The organism is Alphaproteobacteria bacterium (genome assembly GCA_039980135.1).
GTDB lineage: Bacteria > Pseudomonadota > Alphaproteobacteria > UBA6615 > UBA6615 > UBA8079.
Genome location: JBDXCV010000003.1, coordinates 135,779 through 155,880, shown reverse-complemented (window position 1 = coordinate 155,880; position 20,102 = coordinate 135,779). Strand labels below are relative to the sequence as shown.

General features: G+C 64.3%; 23 protein-coding genes and 1 tRNA gene. 10 read left to right on the top strand and 14 right to left on the bottom strand.

Annotation, left to right across the window (positions count from 1 at the left end):
* Nucleotides 1-54: 54 nt before the first annotated feature.
* Nucleotides 55-1,515, top strand: a complete 1,461-nt coding sequence (gene rfaE1, locus ABJ363_02665; GenBank protein ID MEP4377876.1) for a D-glycero-beta-D-manno-heptose-7-phosphate kinase — start codon at nt 55-57, stop codon at nt 1,513-1,515.
* A 21-nt stretch (nt 1,516-1,536) separates the two neighbouring features.
* Here the strand turns inward: rfaE1 and ABJ363_02660 are convergent, their stop codons facing one another.
* Nucleotides 1,537-1,998 (bottom strand): MmcB family DNA repair protein, encoded by a 462-nt coding sequence (locus ABJ363_02660; GenBank protein MEP4377875.1) that lies wholly within the window; start codon nt 1,996-1,998, stop codon nt 1,537-1,539.
* A 372-nt stretch (nt 1,999-2,370) separates the two neighbouring features.
* On the opposite strand from ABJ363_02660, the gene ABJ363_02655 reads away from it, so the two are divergent.
* Nucleotides 2,371-3,450 carry a methyltransferase domain-containing protein gene (locus ABJ363_02655; GenBank protein MEP4377874.1) on the top strand — a complete coding sequence of 360 codons (1,080 nt, stop codon included), beginning with the start codon at nt 2,371-2,373 and terminating at the stop codon, nt 3,448-3,450.
* 89 nt (nt 3,451-3,539) lie between these two features.
* Here ABJ363_02655 and ABJ363_02650 read toward each other — a convergent pair whose 3' ends face one another.
* From ABJ363_02650 to ABJ363_02635, 4 genes are all read right to left on the bottom strand, one after another.
* Entirely contained in the window at nt 3,540-4,097 is a 558-nt protein-coding gene (locus ABJ363_02650; protein MEP4377873.1) for a DJ-1/PfpI family protein, read from the bottom strand.
* A 296-nt stretch (nt 4,098-4,393) separates the two neighbouring features.
* Nucleotides 4,394-4,888, bottom strand: a complete 495-nt coding sequence (locus tag ABJ363_02645) for a polymer-forming cytoskeletal protein (GenBank protein MEP4377872.1) — start codon at nt 4,886-4,888, stop codon at nt 4,394-4,396.
* A gap of 326 nt (nt 4,889-5,214) precedes the next feature.
* Nucleotides 5,215-5,607, bottom strand: a complete 393-nt coding sequence (locus ABJ363_02640; GenBank protein MEP4377871.1) for a hypothetical protein — start codon at nt 5,605-5,607, stop codon at nt 5,215-5,217.
* A gap of 197 nt (nt 5,608-5,804) precedes the next feature.
* Nucleotides 5,805-5,881: transfer RNA gene (locus ABJ363_02635), tRNA-Arg, on the bottom strand.
* A gap of 141 nt (nt 5,882-6,022) precedes the next feature.
* Here ABJ363_02635 and msrB point away from each other — a divergent pair.
* Nucleotides 6,023-6,442: a peptide-methionine (R)-S-oxide reductase MsrB gene (msrB, locus tag ABJ363_02630; protein ID MEP4377870.1), complete on the top strand. Its 420-nt coding sequence runs from the start codon at nt 6,023-6,025 to the stop codon at nt 6,440-6,442.
* On the opposite strand, the gene ABJ363_02625 is transcribed toward msrB, so the two are convergent.
* Both ABJ363_02625 and ABJ363_02620 read right to left on the bottom strand, forming a co-directional pair.
* Nucleotides 6,439-7,341: an alpha/beta fold hydrolase gene (locus ABJ363_02625; protein MEP4377869.1), complete on the bottom strand. Its 903-nt coding sequence runs from the start codon at nt 7,339-7,341 to the stop codon at nt 6,439-6,441. The genes msrB and ABJ363_02625 overlap by 4 nt on opposite strands.
* A 92-nt stretch (nt 7,342-7,433) precedes the next feature.
* Nucleotides 7,434-8,429, bottom strand: a complete 996-nt coding sequence (locus ABJ363_02620) for an ABC transporter ATP-binding protein (protein MEP4377868.1) — start codon at nt 8,427-8,429, stop codon at nt 7,434-7,436.
* 150 nt (nt 8,430-8,579) lie between these two features.
* On the opposite strand from ABJ363_02620, the gene ABJ363_02615 reads away from it, so the two are divergent.
* Both ABJ363_02615 and ABJ363_02610 read left to right on the top strand, forming a co-directional pair.
* On the top strand, nt 8,580-8,759 hold the full coding sequence (locus ABJ363_02615; protein ID MEP4377867.1) for a zinc-finger domain-containing protein: 180 nt from the start codon (nt 8,580-8,582) through the stop codon (nt 8,757-8,759).
* Between the two features lie 44 nt (nt 8,760-8,803).
* Entirely contained in the window at nt 8,804-9,316 is a 513-nt protein-coding gene (locus ABJ363_02610) for a GNAT family N-acetyltransferase (GenBank protein MEP4377866.1), read from the top strand.
* Between the two features lie 18 nt (nt 9,317-9,334).
* On the opposite strand, the gene ABJ363_02605 is transcribed toward ABJ363_02610, so the two are convergent.
* Nucleotides 9,335-9,772 carry a VOC family protein gene (locus ABJ363_02605; protein ID MEP4377865.1) on the bottom strand — a complete coding sequence of 146 codons (438 nt, stop codon included), beginning with the start codon at nt 9,770-9,772 and terminating at the stop codon, nt 9,335-9,337.
* Between the two features lie 93 nt (nt 9,773-9,865).
* Between ABJ363_02605 and ABJ363_02600 the strand changes: the two genes are divergently transcribed.
* The 5 genes from ABJ363_02600 (at nt 9,866) to ABJ363_02580 (ending at nt 14,692) form a co-directional block, all read left to right on the top strand.
* Nucleotides 9,866-10,498: a glutathione S-transferase family protein gene (locus ABJ363_02600; protein ID MEP4377864.1), complete on the top strand. Its 633-nt coding sequence runs from the start codon at nt 9,866-9,868 to the stop codon at nt 10,496-10,498.
* 85 nt (nt 10,499-10,583) lie between these two features.
* Nucleotides 10,584-11,027 carry a hypothetical protein gene (locus ABJ363_02595; GenBank protein MEP4377863.1) on the top strand — a complete coding sequence of 148 codons (444 nt, stop codon included), beginning with the start codon at nt 10,584-10,586 and terminating at the stop codon, nt 11,025-11,027.
* A gap of 89 nt (nt 11,028-11,116) precedes the next feature.
* On the top strand, nt 11,117-14,050 hold the full coding sequence (gene polA / locus ABJ363_02590; GenBank protein MEP4377862.1) for a DNA polymerase I: 2,934 nt from the start codon (nt 11,117-11,119) through the stop codon (nt 14,048-14,050).
* 101 nt (nt 14,051-14,151) lie between these two features.
* On the top strand, nt 14,152-14,409 hold the full coding sequence (locus ABJ363_02585) for a type II toxin-antitoxin system ParD family antitoxin (protein ID MEP4377861.1): 258 nt from the start codon (nt 14,152-14,154) through the stop codon (nt 14,407-14,409).
* Complete coding sequence (locus ABJ363_02580) at nt 14,390-14,692, top strand: type II toxin-antitoxin system RelE/ParE family toxin (protein MEP4377860.1); 303 nt, start codon at nt 14,390-14,392, stop codon at nt 14,690-14,692. Before ABJ363_02585 ends, ABJ363_02580 begins: the two co-directional genes overlap by 20 nt.
* A 19-nt stretch (nt 14,693-14,711) precedes the next feature.
* Here the strand turns inward: ABJ363_02580 and ABJ363_02575 are convergent, their stop codons facing one another.
* Genes ABJ363_02575 through ABJ363_02550 form a run of 6 tightly spaced genes read right to left on the bottom strand, consistent with a single transcriptional unit; the run spans nt 14,712 to nt 19,969 of the window.
* Complete coding sequence (locus ABJ363_02575; protein ID MEP4377859.1) at nt 14,712-15,833, bottom strand: hypothetical protein; 1,122 nt, start codon at nt 15,831-15,833, stop codon at nt 14,712-14,714.
* Between the two features lie 60 nt (nt 15,834-15,893).
* The gene (locus tag ABJ363_02570; GenBank protein ID MEP4377858.1) at nt 15,894-17,267 is read right to left on the bottom strand and encodes a long-chain fatty acid--CoA ligase; all 1,374 of its coding nucleotides are present in this window, start codon (nt 17,265-17,267) and stop codon (nt 15,894-15,896) included.
* A gap of 10 nt (nt 17,268-17,277) precedes the next feature.
* Nucleotides 17,278-18,294, bottom strand: a complete 1,017-nt coding sequence (locus ABJ363_02565; GenBank protein MEP4377857.1) for a ketoacyl-ACP synthase III — start codon at nt 18,292-18,294, stop codon at nt 17,278-17,280.
* Nucleotides 18,291-18,944, bottom strand: a complete 654-nt coding sequence (locus ABJ363_02560) for an MBL fold metallo-hydrolase (GenBank protein MEP4377856.1) — start codon at nt 18,942-18,944, stop codon at nt 18,291-18,293. Before ABJ363_02560 ends, ABJ363_02565 begins: the two co-directional genes overlap by 4 nt.
* Nucleotides 18,941-19,648 (bottom strand): SDR family oxidoreductase, encoded by a 708-nt coding sequence (locus tag ABJ363_02555; GenBank protein ID MEP4377855.1) that lies wholly within the window; start codon nt 19,646-19,648, stop codon nt 18,941-18,943. The genes ABJ363_02560 and ABJ363_02555 overlap by 4 nt, the downstream gene beginning before the upstream one ends.
* Before the next feature lie 24 nt (nt 19,649-19,672).
* Nucleotides 19,673-19,969 carry a hypothetical protein gene (locus ABJ363_02550; protein ID MEP4377854.1) on the bottom strand — a complete coding sequence of 99 codons (297 nt, stop codon included), beginning with the start codon at nt 19,967-19,969 and terminating at the stop codon, nt 19,673-19,675.
* Nucleotides 19,970-20,102 lie beyond the last annotated feature (133 nt).

Below are 20,102 nucleotides of genomic sequence, written 5' to 3'. Positions count from 1 at the left end.
GGCATTACCGCGGTCGGATGACGACACACGCCCGCACCTGCTAAGAGGGATCCGATGAACAACAAGCCGCGATTGATTGACTGGTTGGACCGGCTCGCCGCCACGCAAGTCGTGTGCGTCGGCGACGTGATGCTCGATCGGTTCGTTTACGGCGACGTGGAACGAATTTCGCCCGAGGCGCCGATTCCTATCCTGCGGATCGTCCGCGAAGCGGTGACCGTGGGCGGCGCGGGCAACGTGGCGCGAAACCTGTCGGCGCTCGGGGTCGGGACCCGCTTGTTCGGCGTCGTCGGCGATGATCCGGCGGGTCGGGAAGCGGCAGAGGTGCTGTCCTTCGAGCGTGCGGTGGAACTGTCGTTGACTGCGGATGGCGGCCGTCCGACGACCGTCAAGACGCGCTTCATTGCCGGCGGTCAGCAATTGCTGCGCACCGATGAGGAAGACCTCACCGCGCTCTCCGACACGCTGCTGGCCGAGCTCTCCACGGGTCTGACGGCGGCAGTTTCTGACGGGAAATGCGGCGCGCTGATCCTGTCGGACTATGGCAAGGGCGTACTGACCGAGGCGATGATCGCGACCGCCATGGCCGCTGCACATGACGCGGATGTGCCGGTCGTGGTCGATCCCAAGGGTGCGGATTTCTCCCGCTATTGCGGTGCCGGGGTTATCACGCCGAACCGTCGCGAATTGGCGGCAGCGTCGCGGATGCCGGTCGATAGCGATACCGAGGTCGCGGCGGCAGCGCGCCACCTGATTGAATCCTGCGGAATTCGGGCGGTGATTGCCACGCGGGGCGCCGACGGGATGACCGTCGTGAGCGGATCGGACGAGGTGCATCTTCCGGCACTGGCACGTGAGGTCTTCGACGTTTCGGGTGCGGGCGACACCGTGGTGGCGACCGTGGCCGCCGGGCTGGCCGCGGGTATGCCCGTCGTCGATGCCGCCCAGCTCGCCAATGTGGCTGCGGGACTGGTGGTCGCGAAGGTCGGAACGGCGGTTGTACGGGTCGATGAACTGGCCGACGGGTTGGGCGGCGCGCCGGGCCTGGCGGCGAAGATCATGGACAGCGCGGCCCTGCAGGAACGTATTGCCCAATGGCGCGCGAGAGGCCTTTCGGTGGGCTTTACCAATGGCTGTTTCGACATCGTGCACCCGGGGCATATTTCCCTGATCGAACAGGCGAGCGCGGCATGCGACAGGCTGATCGTGGCATTGAACGACGATGCGTCGGTGCAGCGCCTCAAGGGCGAGGCACGGCCGGTGCAGCCTGAGGGCGCGCGGGCACGGGTCATCGCGTCGCTGGCGGGCGTCGATGGGGTGGTCCTGTTTGCCGAAGACACGCCGCTGGCGCTGATCGACGCGGTCCGGCCGGATGTTCTCATCAAGGGGGCCGACTACAGCGTTGACGAGGTGGTGGGTGGCGATCTGGTCGCATCATATGGCGGCCGGGTCGTGCTGGCCGATCTGGTCGACGGGTTTTCCACGACCGATACGATTTCCCGTATCGCCGGCTAAGGACCCGACCGGGCCGCAGCCTCAAATCCTCGGATCGACCAGCCGCTGATGGCGCTTTGCCGCCGCGCGCGCGAATCGCAACGTCAGCGCCTTCCTGCGGCTCGCATGCAGGCCGGTGTCGGGTGCTTCGCGAATGGCCTCCGCGCCCCAGGAATCGGCGATGATCAGGCCGGTGCTTTCGGGTACCAGTTCGTTCGGGAATGCCGGGGGAACCGCGAAATAGAGCTGATCGCAGAAATCCTCATATTCCGGCCATTTGGTGTCGCTGCGCAGGTCTGCCACGCTGACTTTCACCTCGACGATCACAAACCGTCCGTCGTCGGCGATCCCGACCACATCTGCACGGCGGTTGTTCGCCAGCGTAAACTCGGTCAGGACGGCGTAGCCGAGACTGACCAGATACCGACCGACCCCGCGCGTGGTTTCGGTCGTGAGCGCGGCGGCGGCAATATCGTCGCGGCTGGTATCGGATGGTTCAGACATCTCTGTAACGCGTTGTTAACACTGAATATATAATTCTACATCTTGTTGCGAAACCCGCCCGACCCAATATATGATGCATAATCGGTCGGGGGTGGACCGGGATATCAGGTGCCGTCAGTCCGAGCCGGCATGGGAGTATGAATATGGTAGAACATTCGACCAGCGAAGACCGCACATCCGGCGCCATGAGTCGCCGCAAGGCGCTTACGCGCCTCGGTTTGGCAGCCGGCGTTGCATATGCCGCACCGACTATTGTCCACCTTGATCGCAGTGCGAATGCCAAGGTTCTGCCATCGCCATGTCCGCCGCCGGGCCAGGGCCAGGGCAAGGGAAAAGGCTGCTAACCAGCCTTGTCTTCGGCATGATTGCTGAATGACGTCGGACGAATTCTTTCAGGCCCAGCATCTGCACCGCGATGGCGATTTCGCGGCGGCGGCGTCCCTGCTCAAAGACATTCTCGACAACGAACCCAAACATGTTGCGGCGTGGCGCCTCTACGCCGGCGCATTGCGTGAACTCGGACGGGCCGTGGACGCCGATGCGGCCGACAGGACCGGCAACGCCATCGAGGCGGACCATACGGCAGACATCGGCGCGTCATTGCTGTTTCATGGCGACGTCAAGCGTGGCCGGGTCATGTTCGAGCGCGCGCTGGCGCTCGACGCAAATTGTCTGACCGCGCATTGGCTTCTGGGCGACATCGAAGGCCGTGAGGGTTCGAATGATCGTGCATTGGCCCACTATCGGCGTTGCCTGGAAATCGAGCCGACCCGGAACGGGCCGGCCTACATGATCGCGGCGCTCGGCGCGGGGACGGCACCGGTACAGGCACCGAGCGATTATGTGACCGATTTCTTCGATTGGTACGCGGAGGAATTCGATCAGCATCTTACCGAGAACCTCAAATATAACGGCCCGCAGCAGGTGGCCGGCGCATTGCGTGTGATGCGTCCCGGCGGCGTGGGCCCGACGATTGATCTCGGCTGCGGTACCGGGCTCGCCGGGCTGGCGGTTCAGGGGCTCGTCGGCCCTCTTATCGGCGTCGACCTTTCGAGCGAAATGCTGCGCAAGGCCGAAGTCCGGGGTGTCTATGAAAAGCTGATCGAGGACGAGTTGCTTCCGGCCCTGCAGTCCCGGCCCGACGCAAGCGCCGATGCGATCCTTGCGGCGGATGTTTTCGTCTATGTGGGGGAGCTGGCGCCGCTGTTTCGCGAGTGCTTCCGTGTGTTGGTGCCCGGCGGAATCTTCATCGCGACATTCGAGGATGCGCGCGGTGCCACCGAGAGCTGGAAGCTTGAACATTCGGGGCGTTACGCCCATGCACTTGGCTATCTGGAAAGCATTGCCGACGACGCCGGGTTCTCGAATGTGGTATCCGGCCCGATCGTCCTGCGCGAGGAATATGGTGCGCCGGTCCGAAGTCTGTTGGTCAGTTTCGAACGCGTGCCGTAGCGGCCCCGGCCGTGCGTATGGCAAAGCAAAACGCCCGGCCGGAGCCGGGCGTTCGCAGGATTGATACTGCTGTCCGTGCCGATGGCGGCCTAGGCGGCCTGGGGCACCGAGTTGTCGGTGATCAGCTCGAGGAAACTGTCGATCAGGGCGGGGCCCGTGGCGGCCGATGTGGCCGTGATCAGGCTGCCTTCGGTCACGACATCCTCGTCGGGGACCCAGTGGGCACCCGCGCGGCTCAACTCTTCGCCGAGTTCCGCATCACCCGCAAGGCGACGGCCGGCCGCGGCGTCTGCGGTGATCAGCAGGCTGATGGCCTCGCCGATGACCAGAACCGGCTGCTCGGCATCGAGGAATGCGGCAATCAGGCGCTTGGTGTGGGGGTTCTCCGACAGGGTCAGGGCGCTGTTGCGGCCGTCGGGCAGGATCAGGCCGGAGTAATCGGCGGCCAGCGAATCGCCGATGGACTCATCGGCCATAAAATGATGGCCCCAGGCGTCGGCATGCCAACCCTGAACCAGCCCGCCATCGGGGGAGATCACCTTCATCGCGCGACCCTTGGCGATCAGCGTCTTCTGGGTGTCGGTGAACGTCAGCTCGGCGAAGCCGGCGGCGGCGAGAATTGCAATCGGAAGTTTTTCGTCTGCCATTTACACACTCCATATATGCGTGGCGTGCGCTGGGCCGGGAGGACCGTCAGCGACGCAGTGTAAGAATGACCATCAGTTTGCGGCGGCGAGATGCGCGCGCAATCCTGTGGGATATGCTCGTTCCGAATCGGCCTGACGTTCTGCACGCCGACCGGGGCGGTTTTTCGAAGATGGCGGGAATGTAGGAATCAGACTCGCGAGAGTCAATCGATCGGGGGTCGATTGTGCGTTTTCGCCGCACAATTTTTCGGTTTGCGCCCCGAATTCGACCCCCGCCGGGCCGGGATTGGCAAATTTCAGGTAGACGGGCCGTCGCGGCGCGGCGCGGAGACCGGGGATCCGCTCGGGCGCGGGTTATTATCCTCGCGGGTAATCGAGCCCGTGATTTCGCCGCCGGATTCGACTTCGATACGCCCGTATTTGACGGTGCCGGTCACATGGCCGCCGCTGCGGATCTGCAGGACACCGGTGACCGTCAATTCACCCTCGAACCGGCCGTTGATTTCCGCCTCGGCGACGGTCGCGGTGCCGGAGAAGGTGCCCCCCTCCGACACTTCCAGAATCTCGCCGACCAGGGTTGCATCGATGCTGCCTTCGACAACGAGCGTGTCGCAGTCTGAAATCTCGCCCTTCAGGTTGATACCCGGGCCGACCGTCATGCGGGCGCCGACACTGCGCGGCGTGGGCCGCGGCTCGGCGGCACGGGATGGCGCGCTTCCCGGGGTGGGAACCGGCGGGATCTCGTCCAGGCTGCGGGCGGGTTTTTCACTGGTGCTGACGGCGTCGTTCATGGTCGGGGTCTCGGGCGGCCGGGGCCGCTGGGTCGAGGGGGAGTCGTGAGGCTGCGTTTTCCGGAACACTTTAGCTCATCTTGTGCGGGTGGCGGCAGGACAATTCTCGAATTGCGAGGATTGACAACCGATCGATGAGGTTTATCGCCCGCAATATCCACAATCTCATGGTCGAGATGGGGCAACATCGTGGCCATACGAAACGAGCCGCTTGGGAGCGGCTCGTGCGCATCATTCCCGGATACACGGGACGATCGTTGAAAATGTCGGCTGTTGCCAACCGCCGCGCCGGGCGGCGGATTGGCGAAGCCGGACCGAACGCGGCCCTACTGGGCTGCGTTGAACTCGATCACGCGGATGTGCCAGGGGCCGGACGCCTCGACCTGGAACTTCATCTTGCCCGGGCGCGAGAACGGCAGTTTGCCGACCATCGGCGGCGAGTCATCGCCATCACGCGCCTGCGGTGCGCTGGCGACCAACTTGGTGTCGTTGGTCGGATCCAGGACCGTGAGCTGAAATGCGCCGCCGGTCGCGCGCCAGGAAATTTCAATCCGGCCGTTGGTCTCGAATTCCTTCGCGACCTTGCTGTCGGCCGAGCGCTCCTCGAAAATCAGCTTCGTGGCCTGCGCAACGGCGCCGGAGGCGGAGAACCCGGCGATCGCAACGGCGAATGCGAGGGTGAGTACGATGGCGTGAATATTTCTAGACAGACTGTGCATGGGCTTCGCTCGCAGGTTGTTGTCATTCCTTCGACGTCGCGGAACTATCCGATCGACCTTGCTCCGAAGAGTCGATAACCAGTGCATATGATAATACCGGAATGGTTGTATGCAAAATGGTTAACGCTTGATCGTAACGGTTCCGGAACTAAAAAATACTAATTCGTTCCAGAAAGACGCAAGTAACGTGCCAAGTATGGCGCGCCCGGCAGGATTCGAACCTGCGACTTTCGGCTTCGGAAGCCGACACTCTATCCAGCTGAGCTACGGGCGCGTCACGGGCGGGACAATTGCGCCAATAGGCGCGAAGGTCAAGAGAAGCTGCATAGTTACAACACATTGCCCGGGCGTGATTTGCACCCCATATTGTCGCAAATAGTTAAATTCAGTGCCTCAAAAGGCGGGAGAATCGACAATGAGTAGCGACGGCGACTCCAAAATTGCGAAAACAGACGAGGAGTGGCGGCAGGAACTGACGCCCGAGCAGTATCAAATTGCCCGTCAGGCGGGGACCGAGCCACCCTTTACCGGCAAGTATCATGATTCAAAGGCGCCCGGTACGTTTCATTGCGTGTGCTGCGACACGCCGCTGTTCAACGCCGGTGAGAAATTCGATTCCGGCACCGGCTGGCCCAGTTTCTGGCAGCCGGTTAGCGCTGACGCGGTCGAGACCAAGGTCGACCGGGCCCACGGCATGGTGCGCAATGAAGTGGTCTGTGCCAGATGCGACGCCCATCTCGGCCATGTATTTCCCGATGGACCGCCCCCGACGGGCCTGCGCTACTGCATGAACTCCGCGTCACTCGATCTGAAGTCAGACGAGAACGAGGTCTAGGGATTCGAAAGTTTCTCGCGCGGATCACCCTTGTCCGCGCCCGACGGCAGATCGCGTGCCGGATCTTCGATCCAGGCCAGGATATCACGCACCACGACATCGCCCTGCAGGTCGCGCAAGAGCATGTGATAGCCGTCTGCATAGACGGCGATCCGGCGCGGATGGGCGGGATCGTCGGGTAGGTCGGCAAGCATCTGGCGGGAGGCCTCGGGCGGTACGATGTCGTCATTGGCACCATATAGAAGCAACGCCGGAGCATCGAAACTGCCCGCCGCATCGAGCGCCTCGTCCATCAAGTTGACGATCCCCCAGATCGCATCGATGCGTGTGTCCTTGATTACCAGCGGGTCGCGGCCCAGCGCGCGCAGCATTTCGACATTGTCCGACGGGGTGCGCTTGATGCCCTGGCCGCTCAGCGGCAACCACGGCACGGTGTGGGCGAACAGCCACAGGCTCATGGACTGATAAAACGGCATCGTCACCCGGCCCCATACGGCCGGCGCCACGAGTATCAGCCCGTCCGCGTTGAACGCCGCCTCGGTCCAGGCCGACATCAGGACGGCCCCGCCCATGCTCTCGCCCATCCCATACACGCGTGCACCGGGATAGGCGGCATGGGCCGCCTCGATCGCGGCGCGGGCGTCCGCGCGCAGGCGGTCGCCACCGGCCCAGGCGCCCGCCTGATCGGACGCACCGAAGCCGCGCTGGTCAAAGGCGATCGTCGCGATGCCGTGTTCGGCAAGACGTGGGCCGATCTCGGCGAAGGCGTTCGAATAGTCGTTGAACCCGTGCAGGGTCACGATCACGGCGTGCGGTGTGGTGTCGGGCAGCCAGCGGCGAAGCGGCAGACGGATTCCATCCGGGGTGATGAAGTGGGTGTCGGTCAGTGAGGGTGGCATCGGCGTCTCGGCGAAGGGCCCGGGGCCCAGGGTGCGGGGCGTACAGGCCGCCAGCATTGCGGTAAGGAGTAGTGGAAGGGCGAAGCGGAACCTCATGCGGAGGTCGTGTCGCCCCGGGTAAGGGCCAGGAACACGTCCTCGAGATCGGGCTCCTCGGTCGACAGGTCTGCGACCACGAGGCCCGCCGCGGACACGGCGTCGAGAATTTCGCGGACTTCGGTCTCGCGTGTGCGATAGCGAAAAGTGAGTGTGCGGGCGTCGGCGCGTTCGACGTTGAATCGCTGCAAACTGTCGGGCAATGCCGGGAGCTCGGCGGTCAGCGTGATGCGCAATTCCTTATTGTCGAGCCGCCCGACCAGCGCACGGGTCTCGTCGCAGGCGATCACCCGGCCCTCGTTGATGATGGCGATCCGGTCGCAAAGTTCCTCGGCTTCTTCGAGATAATGGGTGGTCAGCACGACGGTGGTGCCGTTCTCGTTGAGCTCGCGCACGAAGGCCCAGAGCGACTTGCGCAGTTCGATATCGACGCCGGCCGTGGGTTCGTCGAGGACAAGCACTGGCGGGTTGTGCACCAGCGCCTTGGCAACCAGAAGCCGCCGGCGCATGCCGCCCGACAGGGAGCGGGAATAGGCCTCCGACTTGTCGGCCAGCCCGACCCGCTCGAGGATTTCCGATGTCCGCCGCTCGGCCGGTGGCACACCGTAGAAACCGGCCTGTACCTCGAGCATCTCGCGCGGGCTGAAGAAGGCGTCCAAATTGAGTTCCTGGGGCACCACGCCGATTGCCGCGCGTGCCTGGCGTGGTTCCCGGTCGATGTCGATGCCCCAGACCTTCGCCGTCCCGGCGGTCTTGATCACGAGGCCGGCGAGGATGTTGATGAAGGTGGACTTGCCCGCGCCGTTCGGCCCCAGCAGGCCGAAGATGCCGCCGCGGGGCACCTCCAGATCGACCGATTTGAGGGCATGCACTCGCGCCCCGGCGTCGGCCCGGTAGGTCTTGTCCACGCCCATTGCCGAGATCGCCAGTTCCGGCAGGGCGTTCGGGGCTGTGGCGGCGTCGGCTTGGGCTGGCGTGTCGTAAGGGGTCATGCGGGCGTTTCGGACCGGGCGGTGGGGGTCAGCAGAAGATGTTGTCGCGATCAGGCGCTTCGCCTATGTATGGCGTCCACGCGCGCGGCACAACCGGGCGCGGACGATATGAATGGATGATGTGAAGCCATGTCTGGGAGTTCGCCGACCATGCAGCCGCCTGAAACCATCGAGGTCGACAGCCGCGAGATTGCCTGTGATGGCGGCGGCGGTGCGCTCGGCCATCCGCGCGTATTCCTGAATATCGGTGCAAAAAACAAGATCGACTGCCCCTATTGCGGCCGTCAGTTCGTGTTGTCCGCCGACGCGCCCGTGTCCGCTGGGCATTGATCACACCCGACCCGTCTCTTCCCGCACCGCTCGTGACCGGGCGCATGGCGCTCGTACCTGTCGGGCGCGACCTGGCCCGCGCGCTGCTGGTGGATCGCAAGATGGCGGCCGAACTGGCCGGCGGTGCCATTCACCGCGATTTTCCCGATCCGGACCTGGCGGCCAAGCTGCCGGCTTTTGCCCAGCGCCTCGACGATGCGGCCAACCCCGCGCTCGGCCGCACGGCGCCGCCGGACCCGGCAGGCTGGGGGCTATGGCTTTTTCGCTACACGGTTGAACGCATGATTGTCGGTGCGGCCTCGTTCACCGGCCCACCCAACGCGGCTGGCGAGGTCGAGCTGGGCTACCAGATCGTGCCCGCCCATCGCCGCCGTGGCCTCACGGTCGAGGGTTGTACCGCACTCGTTGCCTGGGCGTTCCACGACAGCGCCACGACCGCCGTGATCGCCGATTGCGGCGAGGACAACATCGCGTCGATCCGCACCCTGCAGAAGCTGGGATTCACCCATGAGCGCACGGCGCGCGAGCGTTTCCACTGGCGTCGTCCCCGGCCCTGACGGTTCGTTGGCGGTAAACTAGGGGTCCGGCGGCAGGCGTACATGCCCGGCGGCATCGATCTCCATCCCGGGGTTCCACGCCACCTCCCACAGATGTCCGTCCGGGTCGGCGAAATAGCCCGAATACCCACCCCAGAAGGCTTCCTCGGCAGGCTTTGTGATCCGCGCGCCGGCGCGTTCGGCCAGCGCGAGCACGTCGTCCACCTCGTTGCGGGAGCGGGTGTTGTAGGCGAGGGCGCTCCCCCGGAAGCCGGAGCCCGCTGCGCTGTCCAGACCCGCATCGGCCGCCAGGGCGTCGTGGCCGTACAGGCCGAACACCACGCCGGCGGCCTGGAAGAACACGACCTCGCCACTGCCCAATGCCGAGGGGGTCCAGCCCAGCCCGTCCGCATAGAAGGTCCGCGAGCGTTCGAGGTCGGCGACCCCGAGGGTGATCAGGCTCAGGCGCTGTTCCATGATTTTGTCCTTTTGCGGTGGCCGTGATCGTAACAAGCGCCGCGACCCCGGTCTGGCCTATACTGCAGGCGCAACTGCAGGGGGATCAGACGCATGGCCGACTACACACTCTATGGGCACCCGCGCTCGGGCAACGCCTACAAGACCGCGCTGATGCTGTCGCTGACCGGCACCGATTATGACTTCGAGGTGGTCGACCTGATGACCGGCGGAAATCTCGATGCCAAGTTTCTCAAGATCAATCCACTGGGCAAGGTGCCGGCGCTGCGCCATGGCGACCTGATCCTGCGCCAGAGCCACGACACGCTGCGTTATCTCATCGAGCAGACCGGGAAGTTCGGCCCGGACGGCTGGGACCATGAGGCGCGGATCGGCGACTGGGTCGGTTTCGCGGTGGATTTCTTCGGCTACGGCCTCGCCCGGCTGCGCTTCGAGCTTCTGTTCGGCGCGGGTCCCGGGCCGGTGTTCGACTATTTCAAGAAGACCGCCGACCGGGGTCTCGGCATCATCGAGCCCCATCTGGCCGGCACCGAATGGCTGGCGGGCGACCGACCGACGATCGCCGATATCGCCTGCTACCCGGTGTCGAGCTTCCTGGTGGATGCCGGCTATGACGCGGCGGATTTCCCCTCTCTCACCGCCTGGCAGGAGAGGTTTCAGGCGCTGCCCGGCTTCGGCACCCAGATCGAGCTGATGCCGGCACCCGACTGGCCGCCCGCGGAATAGACATACGCGGCATAATCCCCGCCCATAAGGCAGCCGCCTTTGCGGTTTCTTAACCGGTGTCTGCCAGTCTGGCGGGGCTATGGGCGTGGTGCACAAATTTCGCGGCGATCCGGCCAACAAGGACCCGTTTCTGGAGGATTTCTTCCGGGACATGTCGCCCGCGCTTGCGCGCAGTTTCACCGACGAGCAGCTGCGCGTGATCAAGATGCAGTTCGGCGCCCGCGAACGTGGCGCCCATTCGGTCGATCTGCGTTTTTCCATCCCGCTGCTGCGCCGCTATGTGGTGCTGCTGATCGGCCGGGAGCGGCGTACGCTTCGTCGCCGCAGGAAAGACCGGAAGAACTATCCGCTGGCCACGGTCGGCAATCTCGCGGTGGCGATCGTGCTGCTGGTGCTGATCGCGGGTCCGGTTGCCATGGGTGTGTTGGGTTTCTCGCTCACCACCGGCGTCGACCCGGTCGAGGCGGTCAGCCCGGGGCTGATGGAGAGCCTGCGCGAACAGCTCGTGCTGCTCATCAAGGCGATCTAGAAACCACCGCCTACGCACATCTGTTTTTTACACAGGCCGCCCGGCATCACGGCCTGTCTGGGCGCATAGATTTGCGCTAGAACGGGTGCATGGCTGAAAAGAAATCATCTGCAGGCACCGGCATCGATTCGTTGGCGGATGACGTCCCCGCCCGCCTCTATCTGATCGACGGCTCGGGCTTCATCTTCCGCGCCTATCATTCGAGCCCGCTCGACGCCTTCAAGCGCTCTGACGGCGTCCACACCAACGCGGTGAACGGCTACGTCAACATGCTGCTGAAACTGATCGACCGGGCCCATGACGACGGCGCGCTCGACTATATGGCCGTCATCTTCGATGCCGCACGCAAGAATTTCCGCAACGACATCTACCCCGAATACAAGGCCAACCGGGACGACCCGCCCGAAGAGCTGCGGCCCCAGTTCGCGCTGATCCGCGAGGCGACCGAGGCCTTCGGCCTGCCGGCGATCCAGCTCGAGGGCTATGAGGCCGACGATCTGATCGCCACCTATGCGCGCGAGGCCGAGGCCCAGGGCATCGAGACGGTCGTGGTCTCGTCGGACAAGGACCTGATGCAGCTGGTGCGCGACCGGGTGCTCATGCTCGACCCGATGAAGGACATCGTCATCGGCGAGGATGAGGTGATGGACAAGTTCGGCGTCGCGCCGGACAAGGTGGTGGATGTGCAGTCGCTGGCCGGTGATTCCACCGACAACGTCCCCGGCGTGCCGGGCATCGGCGTCAAGACCGCCGCATTGCTGATCAACGAATATGGCGATCTCGACACGCTTCTGGATCGCGCGGAAGAGATCAAACAGAACAAGCGCCGCGAGAATTTGATCGAGTTCGCCGACCTGGCGCGGGTCAGCCGCGATTTGGTGCGCCTGAAGGACGATGTCGAGACCGACCACGAGATCGAGGACTTCGCGCTCAAGGATCCCGACCCGGCCACGGTTGTCGAATTCCTCCAGGCGATGGAGTTCCGCACGCTCACCCAGCGCGTCGAGAGCCGGTTCGTCGCCAGCGGGCTGATCGATGCGGCCGAAACGCAAGCCGCACTCGCCGCCGAGGCGCCCAGCGACGACGAGTATGCGCTGGTGCAGGACGAGAAGTCCCTCAAGGCCTGGATCGACGGCGCGCGCGATGCCGGCGTGGTCGCCTTCGACACCGAGACCACCTCGCTCAACGCCATGCGGGCCGAGCTCGTGGGCTTCTCCCTCTCCTATGCGCCGGGCCGGGCCTGCTATGTGCCCGTCGGCCATGTGGAACCCGAGGCCGAATTCGAGGAGCTCGATCTGCTCGGCGAGCCTGTGGCCGACAGCGAAAAGTCGAACGGCAAGGCCGACGGAAAATCAAACGGCAAATCGAACGGCGCGCTGAAACAGATCGACCTGGCCAGGGCGCTCAAGCCCCTGAAGGATTTGATCGAGGACCCGTCGGTGCTCAAGATCGCCCACAACGCCAAATACGACCTGCTGGTGCTCGCCCGCGCGGTGGAAAAACATCTGCCGAAGGAAAAGCCGCTCGCCCCCGTCGCCATCGACGACACGATGCTGCTCTCCTATGTGCTCGACGCCGGGCGCAACAAGCACGGGCTCGACGATCTGACCTTCCGCCATCTCGAACGCACGAACATCAAGTTCGAAGAGGTCGTCGGCAAGGGCAAGAACAAGATCACCTTCGCCGAGGTGCCCCTCGACAAGGCGCTCGATTACGCCGCCGAAGACGCCGACGTCACCGGGCGGCTCCATTCCCGCTTCAAGCCGCGCCTGCCCGGTGAGCGTATGACCACGGTCTACGAGACGATCGAGCGGCCCCTCGTGCCGGTGATCGTCAACATGGAGCGCGCGGGCATCAAGGCCGACGCCGAAACGCTGATGGACCTGTCGAAGGATTTCGCCAAGCGCATGGCGAGCTTCGAGAAGAAGGCCCACAAGGTCGCGGGGGAGGAGTTCAATGTCGGCTCGCCCAAGCAGCTCGGCGAGATCCTGTTCGACAAGCTCGGCATCGAGGGCGGCAAGAAGGGCAAGACCGGCGCCTACACCACCTCGGCCGACGTGCTCGACGATCTGGCGGCCCAGGGCCATGAGCTGCCCCAGATCATTCTGGACTGGCGTCAGGTGCAGAAGCTCAAATCCACCTATGCCGATGCGCTGGTGGAGCAGATCCACCCCGAGACGGGCCGCGTCCACACCTCTTACGGCATGGCCATCGCCCAGACCGGGCGGCTGTCGTCGAATGACCCGAACCTGCAGAACATCCCGGTGCGCACCGAAGAGGGCCGCAAGATCCGCGCCGCCTTCATCGCCGACAAGGGCAACAAGCTCGTCAGCCTGGATTACTCCCAGATCGAGCTGCGCGTCGTTGCCCATGTGGCGGGCGAGGAGGCGCTGATCGAAGCCTTCCAGGACGGGCAGGACATCCACGCGATGACCGCGAGCCAGGTCTTCGACGTGCCCATCGAGGGGATGGACCCGATGGTCCGGCGCAACGCCAAGGCCATCAACTTCGGCATCATCTACGGCATCTCCGCCTTCGGGCTGGCAAGAAATCTCGGCATCGAGCGCGGTGAGGCGGGGGCCTACATCAAGGCCTATTTCGAGCGCTATCCGGCCATCAAGCAATATATGGACGACACGAAGGCGTTCGCCCACGAGGCGGGCTTCGTCGAGACCATCTTCGGCCGGCGCATCTACCTGACCGGCATCAAGGACAAGAACCAGGCCGTGCGCGGCTTCGCCGAGCGCCAGGCCATCAACGCGCCGATCCAGGGCGCCGCCGCCGACATCATCAAGCGCGCGATGATCCGCGTGCCCGACGCGCTGGCGCGCAACAAGCTCTCATCGACCATGCTCCTGCAGGTGCACGATGAATTGTTGTTCGAGGCGCCGGACGGCGAGGTCGACGAACTGATCGCGACCATGCGCGACGTGATGGAAGGCGCCGCCGCCCCTGCCGTCAATCTCTCCGTGCCGCTGGTCGCCGACGCCGGCATCGGCGACACGTGGGACGAGGCGCATTAGGTCTGTGCGGGAGATTGATGGCGAGTCGGTTGGCCAGGATTCAACATGTGCTAAACTACACCAATAGTATGATGATTCCCTCTATCTGTTGAGGTCCGTCCATGGGCACCACACGCAAGACCATCACCGTAACCGACCAGCAGGACAGCTGGATCAAGGGGCAGATTGCGGCGGGTGAGTACACCAACGACAGTGAGTATATCCGCGATCTGATCCGCCGGGATCAGGCCAGCCAGGCCGATATCGAGGCAATCCGTGCCGCGCTTGTCGAAGGTGAGCGGAGCGGCAAGCCGCTCCCGTTCGACGGTGACCGGTTCAAACGGGAAATGCTGAAAAAGCATGGCGCACGAAAAGGCTGAGTATCGCCTTTCCCCAAAAGCCCGGGAAGATATGGAGGCGGTTTGGCTCTACTCGCTGCCCCAGTGGGGTGCACAGCAGACGGAAAGCTATATCGACGACCTGATCGAAGCCTTCGCGTTCCTGGCCCGGAACCCGAACGCGGGCAGCGCCTGTGATGCCATTCGGCAGGGCTACAGGCGGTATCCGGTCATTCGTCATGTCATTTACTACCGGGCGACGGATTACGGCATTGAGGTCGTCCGTGTTCTGCATGACCGCATTCTCGCGTCACGCCAGTTGTAGGCCGATGTCACTGTATCTTCTAAGTCCAGAAATTGTCGCCCTCTGAGGGCTTGAGCCGCCAGTTCGCCGGGTCTTTCCATTTGTCGTCAGCCAGTTCCGAATTCCGCGCCGGCTTGCACAGGAAGTTCAGATGCCCCAGCCGCAGCAGGCCCCAGCGCCGCAGCAGGCGCTGACAGGTCGGGACGGCGGTGCAGATCTCGACTGCGTCGGCTTTCCGGCACGGCTTTGACGGATTGCGGGGATGGGTCGCGGCGGTGATCGTCAGCGCCAGCAGTTGATGGTCGGGCAGGTCTGCCTGGTCGAAGCTCATCCAGTCCTGCACCGAGGCAATGGTCACATCCTTCACATGGCGCTGGGTCACGTCGTCGAAATGGCGCTGCTTGGTCAGGATATAGCCGGAGATTTCCCCGGTGCTCCGGTGGCGCACCAGCCAGAGGTTCGTCCGGCGGCTCGGCACATCGTTGAACTCGCTCGACAGCAGCCAGTTGATCCAGGCGGGGGAGCGATGGGGCGCCGCACCGTCCGGCGTGATGAAGCGGTCGGCGAGGTGTGCCGGCATTTCCGCGGCAGGCACCAGCTCGTAGCGCCGGTGCACCGGTTCGGCCGCGCGCAGCCAGGCCCGCTGCGCTGCGAACAGCAGGTCGGCGAGAGGCGCGAGGAGCGCGGCCAGGATTTCGGAGCGGAGATAGGCCGCGAGGAAACGCCGGCTCCGGCGGATCAGCACATAGCGGGGCAGGGACAGATTGGCCCAGCGCAGATTGGTATAGAGCGGCAGCGCGACCTGGGAGACGCCGAACGCGCCCATCCACGGGCCAACCGTCTGCATCTTCATGGCCAGCAGCAGGCCGATGCCCGTCGCCCGGTGTTTCTCGGGCACCCCCAGCGCCGAACCCCAGATCACCCGGGTCGGCGTGCCGCAAACCGTGATCTCGCCGGGGAACAGATCGACCTTGCCGACAACCTTTTTGCCCTCCGGGCCATCCGCGATTCCGATCAGCTGGGCCGGGTCGTCGTCGCGGCCCAGCGGATTGGCGAGGAAGGCATCGCGCTTGTGGGGCGGCAGGGCGGCGAGCCCGTCGGGGTCGATTTCGGGGGCGGTGAACCGCGCATCGTTTCCGGCGCGCAGATCGCCCAGGGTCAACAGTTCAATCGAAAGTTTTGCGCTCAGCGTACCGTGTCCACACCGGGGCCTGTGACAATATCAGTCTTTAGAGGATGTGGGCTGGATGTGCAGGCGTTTCAAGCGGTCGGAGTGCAGGGGCTCGGTCGTGAAGCTGATTTTCACCGGCACCTTGAAGTCGTCGAGCCGCTCGGTGCAGAACTTCTTGATCCGCGCGCGCACTTCCGCCGGCGTATCTTCTGAGTCCGTCCGGTGAATGTTGGCGCAGACGATCTGGCCCATGATCGGGTTCTTTTCCTTGAACACCACCGCGTCTTCCACGTCGGGGGACTCCAGCAGCACCGTCTCGACCTCGGCCGGATAGACCTTCTGTCCACCCACGTTGATAAGCTCGGAATCGCGGCCCAGGATGCGGAAGTAATCGCCGTCCACCTCGACCCGGTCGCCGGTCATAAAATAGCCGTCTTGAGTGAACGGGCTCGGCGCGTTGAGGTAGCCGAGCATGGCCGAGTCCGCCTTGATCTCCAGCATGTCGTCGACCACGCGCACGTCGTAGCCGTCGCCGCCGATCTTCACCCACAAACTGTCGCTCGAGCGGGACTTGGCGCGCAACACCCCCAGCTCGATCAGGCCGTAGGTCTGGCGCGCCTCCACATTGGGGAAGATCTTGCGCAGGTCCTTGAGCGTCGAATCCGGCATCGGCTCGGCGCCGTAGCTTATCAATCGAAGACTCGTCAGGTCGCGGCCCTCATAGGCGCGGCTGATCAGCAGCATGTTCAGGAAGGACGGCGTGCCCGGCAGCAGCTCGATCCGGTGGCGCTCGATCAGCTCGCAGACATATTCGGGGCTCTGGCGCTCGGTCAGCACCACCAGGCAGTCATTCGCCAGCGCGTGCAGCAGGGTGTTGAGCCCGCCCCAGTGATCGAACATGAGCAGATTGAGGGTGATCAGCGCGCCGCGCCGGGTCTTGAATTTCTCGAGTAGCTTGGCGAAATCATGCACCACGCCCTTCGGCAGGCCGGTAGAGCCTGACGTGAACAGCACCAGCCCCGGCGCGTTCGCGGCGATGAGTTGCTTGTAAAGCTCGTGGGGCTCGCCGGATTCGCGCTCGGTGAACGCGACCTCGGTGCCATCGCTCACGTCGATGATCATCGACGGGTCGACCATGTCGATCAGCGCCGGATTGCGTTCGCGGGTGAGCGGCAGCAGCGGCACGACGATGGCCTTCAGGTCAATCAGCGCCAGCAGGAGCGAGGCGGCGGCGGGTGCATATTCGCTGCACAGCACCACCACGTCGCCGGGGCCGACGCCCTCGGCCTCCAGCGCGACGCGGCGCGCGGCGATGTCATCCGCGAGCCAGCCATAGGTGTAGACGTCGTCGCGCCAGGCGATCGCCGGGCCGTCCGGATTTTCCCGGAAGCGCTCGATGAAGAACCCGATATCGCTCTCGCTCATGGGCCCGATCCTAAAGCCGCACCAGGGCGGAGCCCCAGGACAGGCCGACACCGAAGCCGCACAGGATGGCGAGCTGGCCGGGTTTCGCCGTGCCGTCGTCGCGGGCCATCGCCAGCGCCACGGGGACCGAGGCCGAGACCAGGTTGCCGGTGGTCGCCAGCTTGTTGACGAGCTTCCCGTCGGGGATCTTCAGCGCCTTGGCGATGGAATCCAGCGCCACCTGGCTCGCCTGGTGGAACACGAACAGATCCACATCGTCGAGCGTGTGATCGTTCGCCTCGAGAAGTCCGCGTACATGCTTGGGAATCACGCTGTTGAAGAAGGACAGCACCTGGAATCCCTCCATGGTGATGTCGGCGGGTGTGCGGATGTTTCCGGATTTGTCTTCCGTCTCGACATGGCTGGACTCGTCCAGCGGCCAGCGTGTGCCGCCGGCGGGCACCATGAAGCGGTCATAGAACTTGCCCTCGGAGCCGAGGTTCAGATCAATGATGCCTGACTGGTCATCGTCCGAAGATGCAATCACCGAGACCGCCGCCCCATCGCCGAACAGCACCCGCGTCGAGCGGTCTCCGGGGTTGATCAGCCTGGAATACGTGTCGGCGGTGGCGAGCAAAATCCGGCTGGCCGCCCCGCTCTTGATCAGGCTCTGGGCCACCTGCAGTGCGTAGAGGTAGCCCGAGCAGCCCATGTTGATATCCAGCCCCATCACATTCTGGGGCAGGCCCAGCTTGCCGTGCAGCAGGCAGGCGTTGGACGGGATCGGGTAGTCCGGGGTCTCGGTACAGAACAGCAGTCCGTCGATGCCGCTGTTGTCATCCAGCGCGCCGGTTTCCTTGAGGCGTTCGCAGGCGGCGAACGCCAGGTCCAGCGCCGTCTCGTCGGGGGCCGCGATGTGCCGCGACATCACACCCGTGCGCGCCTCCAGCCGGTCGAAGTCCCAGTCGGGATAGGCCGCGCGCAGATCGTCATTGCTGACGATGGTCTCGGGCAGGGCGACGCCGATATCGCCGATGGCGACATTCATGACGCCACCTCCTGCAGATTGTCGAGCAGGTCGCCCAGCGCCATGGACGCGCCATGGCCCGGATGGGCCGTCAGGTCGCGGGGCAGGGTGTGGAGCATCGCCACGGATTTTTCCAGTGCGGGACCGTCGCCGCCGGGCAGGTCGATCCGCCCGACCCCGGCCGGCAGCACCGTGTCGCCGGTGAAGAGTTCATTGTTGATCCGGAAGCACACCCCGCCCGGTGTGTGGCCCGGCGAGGGCAGCACCTCGATTTCGAATTTCGCGATCCTGAGCGGGCTTTGGGTCTCGGCCAGGTCGTGGGTGATCTCGGGCACTTTCAGGGCCTCACCGGGATCGATCACCATCTTGTAGAGGTTCATCCGCTTGAGCAGCGCCTCGTCGGCCCGGTGCAGATAGAACGGGATGTTGTATGCCGCGATCAGCTCGGCGACCGCGCCCACATGGTCGAAATGCGCATGGGTGGCGATGATCGCCACGGGCGTCCAGATATGCATGTCGACGATGGCGGCGATCGCGTCGGCATCGCTGCCCGGGTCGATGATCAACGCGTCTTCGTTGCCGCCGACGATGTAGGCGTTCTCGCGGTAGATGCCGTTCGTAAACTGCTCGACCGCAACCTGTTCGTTGGGTTCTGTTGGCGTACCGCTCACCGGACCCCGCCGAAATAGACGATCTGGTTGGTGATGTTCCCGGCGGCGTCCGATGCGAAGAAGTCGACCACATGGGCGATCTCGTCGATGCCGATCAGGCCAGGCCTGATCAGCTCAGCCTGCTTGTCGGCCATGCCCTTCTCCGACAGCCCCTCGGCCATGCCCGAGCCCGCCACCAGCGACAGCCCGACCGTATTGATGGTGATGTCGGCCTTGCCGATCTCGCGCGCCAGCGTGTGGCCGAGATTTTCGAGCCCGGCCTTGGACGCATTGTAAAGCGCCCCGCCGACGCTGCCGAGCGGCACGTTGATTGATGAGAAATTGACGATCCGGCCGTGCTTGGCGCGCATCATGTGCTTGATCGCCTCGCGCAGCACGGTGAACGCGCCGACCAGGTTGGTCTCGAGGATACCGGCGGCCTCCACGCTGCCGGTCAGCAGGGCAGGTTTGGCCTGGGTGATGCCGGCGTTGTTGATCAGGAGGTCGACTGTCGCGCCCGCATCGACGATGGCCTTGAAGATCTCGCGAACGGCTGTCTCGTCGGTGATGTCGGCTGTGAAATGGGTGTAGTTGGCGTGGGCGAAGTCGCTGTCGCCGCGCGCGCAGCCGAAAACCCTGTGTCCGGCTTCGGCGTAGTGGGCGGCGAGCGCCCGACCGATGCTGCGGCTGGCGCCGGTAATCAGGATGGTGCGCGGATCGCTCATAGGCCCTTGTTCAGGATGTCTGTTCTAGGCGAGCACGCCGTCGAGATGGGCGGCCAGACTGCCCACCGTCTCGAACGGGTTGTTGTCGAGGCCCATGGTGGATTCATCCACCAGCACCACCGATTGCCCGGTCGCGTCCTGGATGTGGTTCTCGATGGCGACGATCAGGTTCACCAGCTGCAGCGAGTCCATGCCGTCATCGGCGCCGAACAGGCGCGTGTCCTCGGCCTTCGCGATCAACTGGGCACCGGGGCCCTCGTCGGCGATCTGTGCGTTCAGCTCTTCGATGGCGGCGTAAATGATGTCCAGGCTCTGGCTCATGGAAACTCCTTTTGCGCGGGTATCCCCGCGTCAGCGTGGTCCCGTTGCTGATATCACCGAAGCCCCTGCGTTCGCAACGAACAGCTTGCCTTGTGACAGGTGCCGCAAGGTCCGTCGCTCGCCAAATCGTGAA

Excerpts from the sequence above, each read along its gene's own strand:
- rfaE1 (MEP4377876.1), top strand. The coding sequence starts at position 55 with ATGAACAACAAGCCGCGATTGATTGACTGGTTGGACCGGCTCGCCGCC.
- ABJ363_02660 (MEP4377875.1), bottom strand. The coding sequence starts at position 1,998 with ATGTCTGAACCATCCGATACCAGCCGCGACGATATTGCCGCCGCCGCG.
- ABJ363_02655 (MEP4377874.1), top strand. The coding sequence starts at position 2,371 with ATGACGTCGGACGAATTCTTTCAGGCCCAGCATCTGCACCGCGATGGC.
- ABJ363_02650 (MEP4377873.1), bottom strand. The coding sequence starts at position 4,097 with ATGGCAGACGAAAAACTTCCGATTGCAATTCTCGCCGCCGCCGGCTTC.
- ABJ363_02645 (MEP4377872.1), bottom strand. The coding sequence starts at position 4,888 with ATGAACGACGCCGTCAGCACCAGTGAAAAACCCGCCCGCAGCCTGGAC.
- ABJ363_02640 (MEP4377871.1), bottom strand. The coding sequence starts at position 5,607 with ATGCACAGTCTGTCTAGAAATATTCACGCCATCGTACTCACCCTCGCA.
- msrB (MEP4377870.1), top strand. The coding sequence starts at position 6,023 with ATGAGTAGCGACGGCGACTCCAAAATTGCGAAAACAGACGAGGAGTGG.
- ABJ363_02625 (MEP4377869.1), bottom strand. The coding sequence starts at position 7,341 with ATGCCACCCTCACTGACCGACACCCACTTCATCACCCCGGATGGAATC.
- ABJ363_02620 (MEP4377868.1), bottom strand. The coding sequence starts at position 8,429 with ATGACCCCTTACGACACGCCAGCCCAAGCCGACGCCGCCACAGCCCCG.
- ABJ363_02615 (MEP4377867.1), top strand. The coding sequence starts at position 8,580 with ATGCAGCCGCCTGAAACCATCGAGGTCGACAGCCGCGAGATTGCCTGT.
- ABJ363_02610 (MEP4377866.1), top strand. The coding sequence starts at position 8,804 with ATGGCGCTCGTACCTGTCGGGCGCGACCTGGCCCGCGCGCTGCTGGTG.
- ABJ363_02605 (MEP4377865.1), bottom strand. The coding sequence starts at position 9,772 with ATGGAACAGCGCCTGAGCCTGATCACCCTCGGGGTCGCCGACCTCGAA.
- ABJ363_02600 (MEP4377864.1), top strand. The coding sequence starts at position 9,866 with ATGGCCGACTACACACTCTATGGGCACCCGCGCTCGGGCAACGCCTAC.
- polA (MEP4377862.1), top strand. The coding sequence starts at position 11,117 with ATGGCTGAAAAGAAATCATCTGCAGGCACCGGCATCGATTCGTTGGCG.
- ABJ363_02585 (MEP4377861.1), top strand. The coding sequence starts at position 14,152 with ATGGGCACCACACGCAAGACCATCACCGTAACCGACCAGCAGGACAGC.
- ABJ363_02580 (MEP4377860.1), top strand. The coding sequence starts at position 14,390 with ATGGCGCACGAAAAGGCTGAGTATCGCCTTTCCCCAAAAGCCCGGGAA.
- ABJ363_02570 (MEP4377858.1), bottom strand. The coding sequence starts at position 17,267 with ATGAGCGAGAGCGATATCGGGTTCTTCATCGAGCGCTTCCGGGAAAAT.
- ABJ363_02565 (MEP4377857.1), bottom strand. The coding sequence starts at position 18,294 with ATGAATGTCGCCATCGGCGATATCGGCGTCGCCCTGCCCGAGACCATC.
- ABJ363_02555 (MEP4377855.1), bottom strand. The coding sequence starts at position 19,648 with ATGAGCGATCCGCGCACCATCCTGATTACCGGCGCCAGCCGCAGCATC.
- ABJ363_02550 (MEP4377854.1), bottom strand. The coding sequence starts at position 19,969 with ATGAGCCAGAGCCTGGACATCATTTACGCCGCCATCGAAGAGCTGAAC.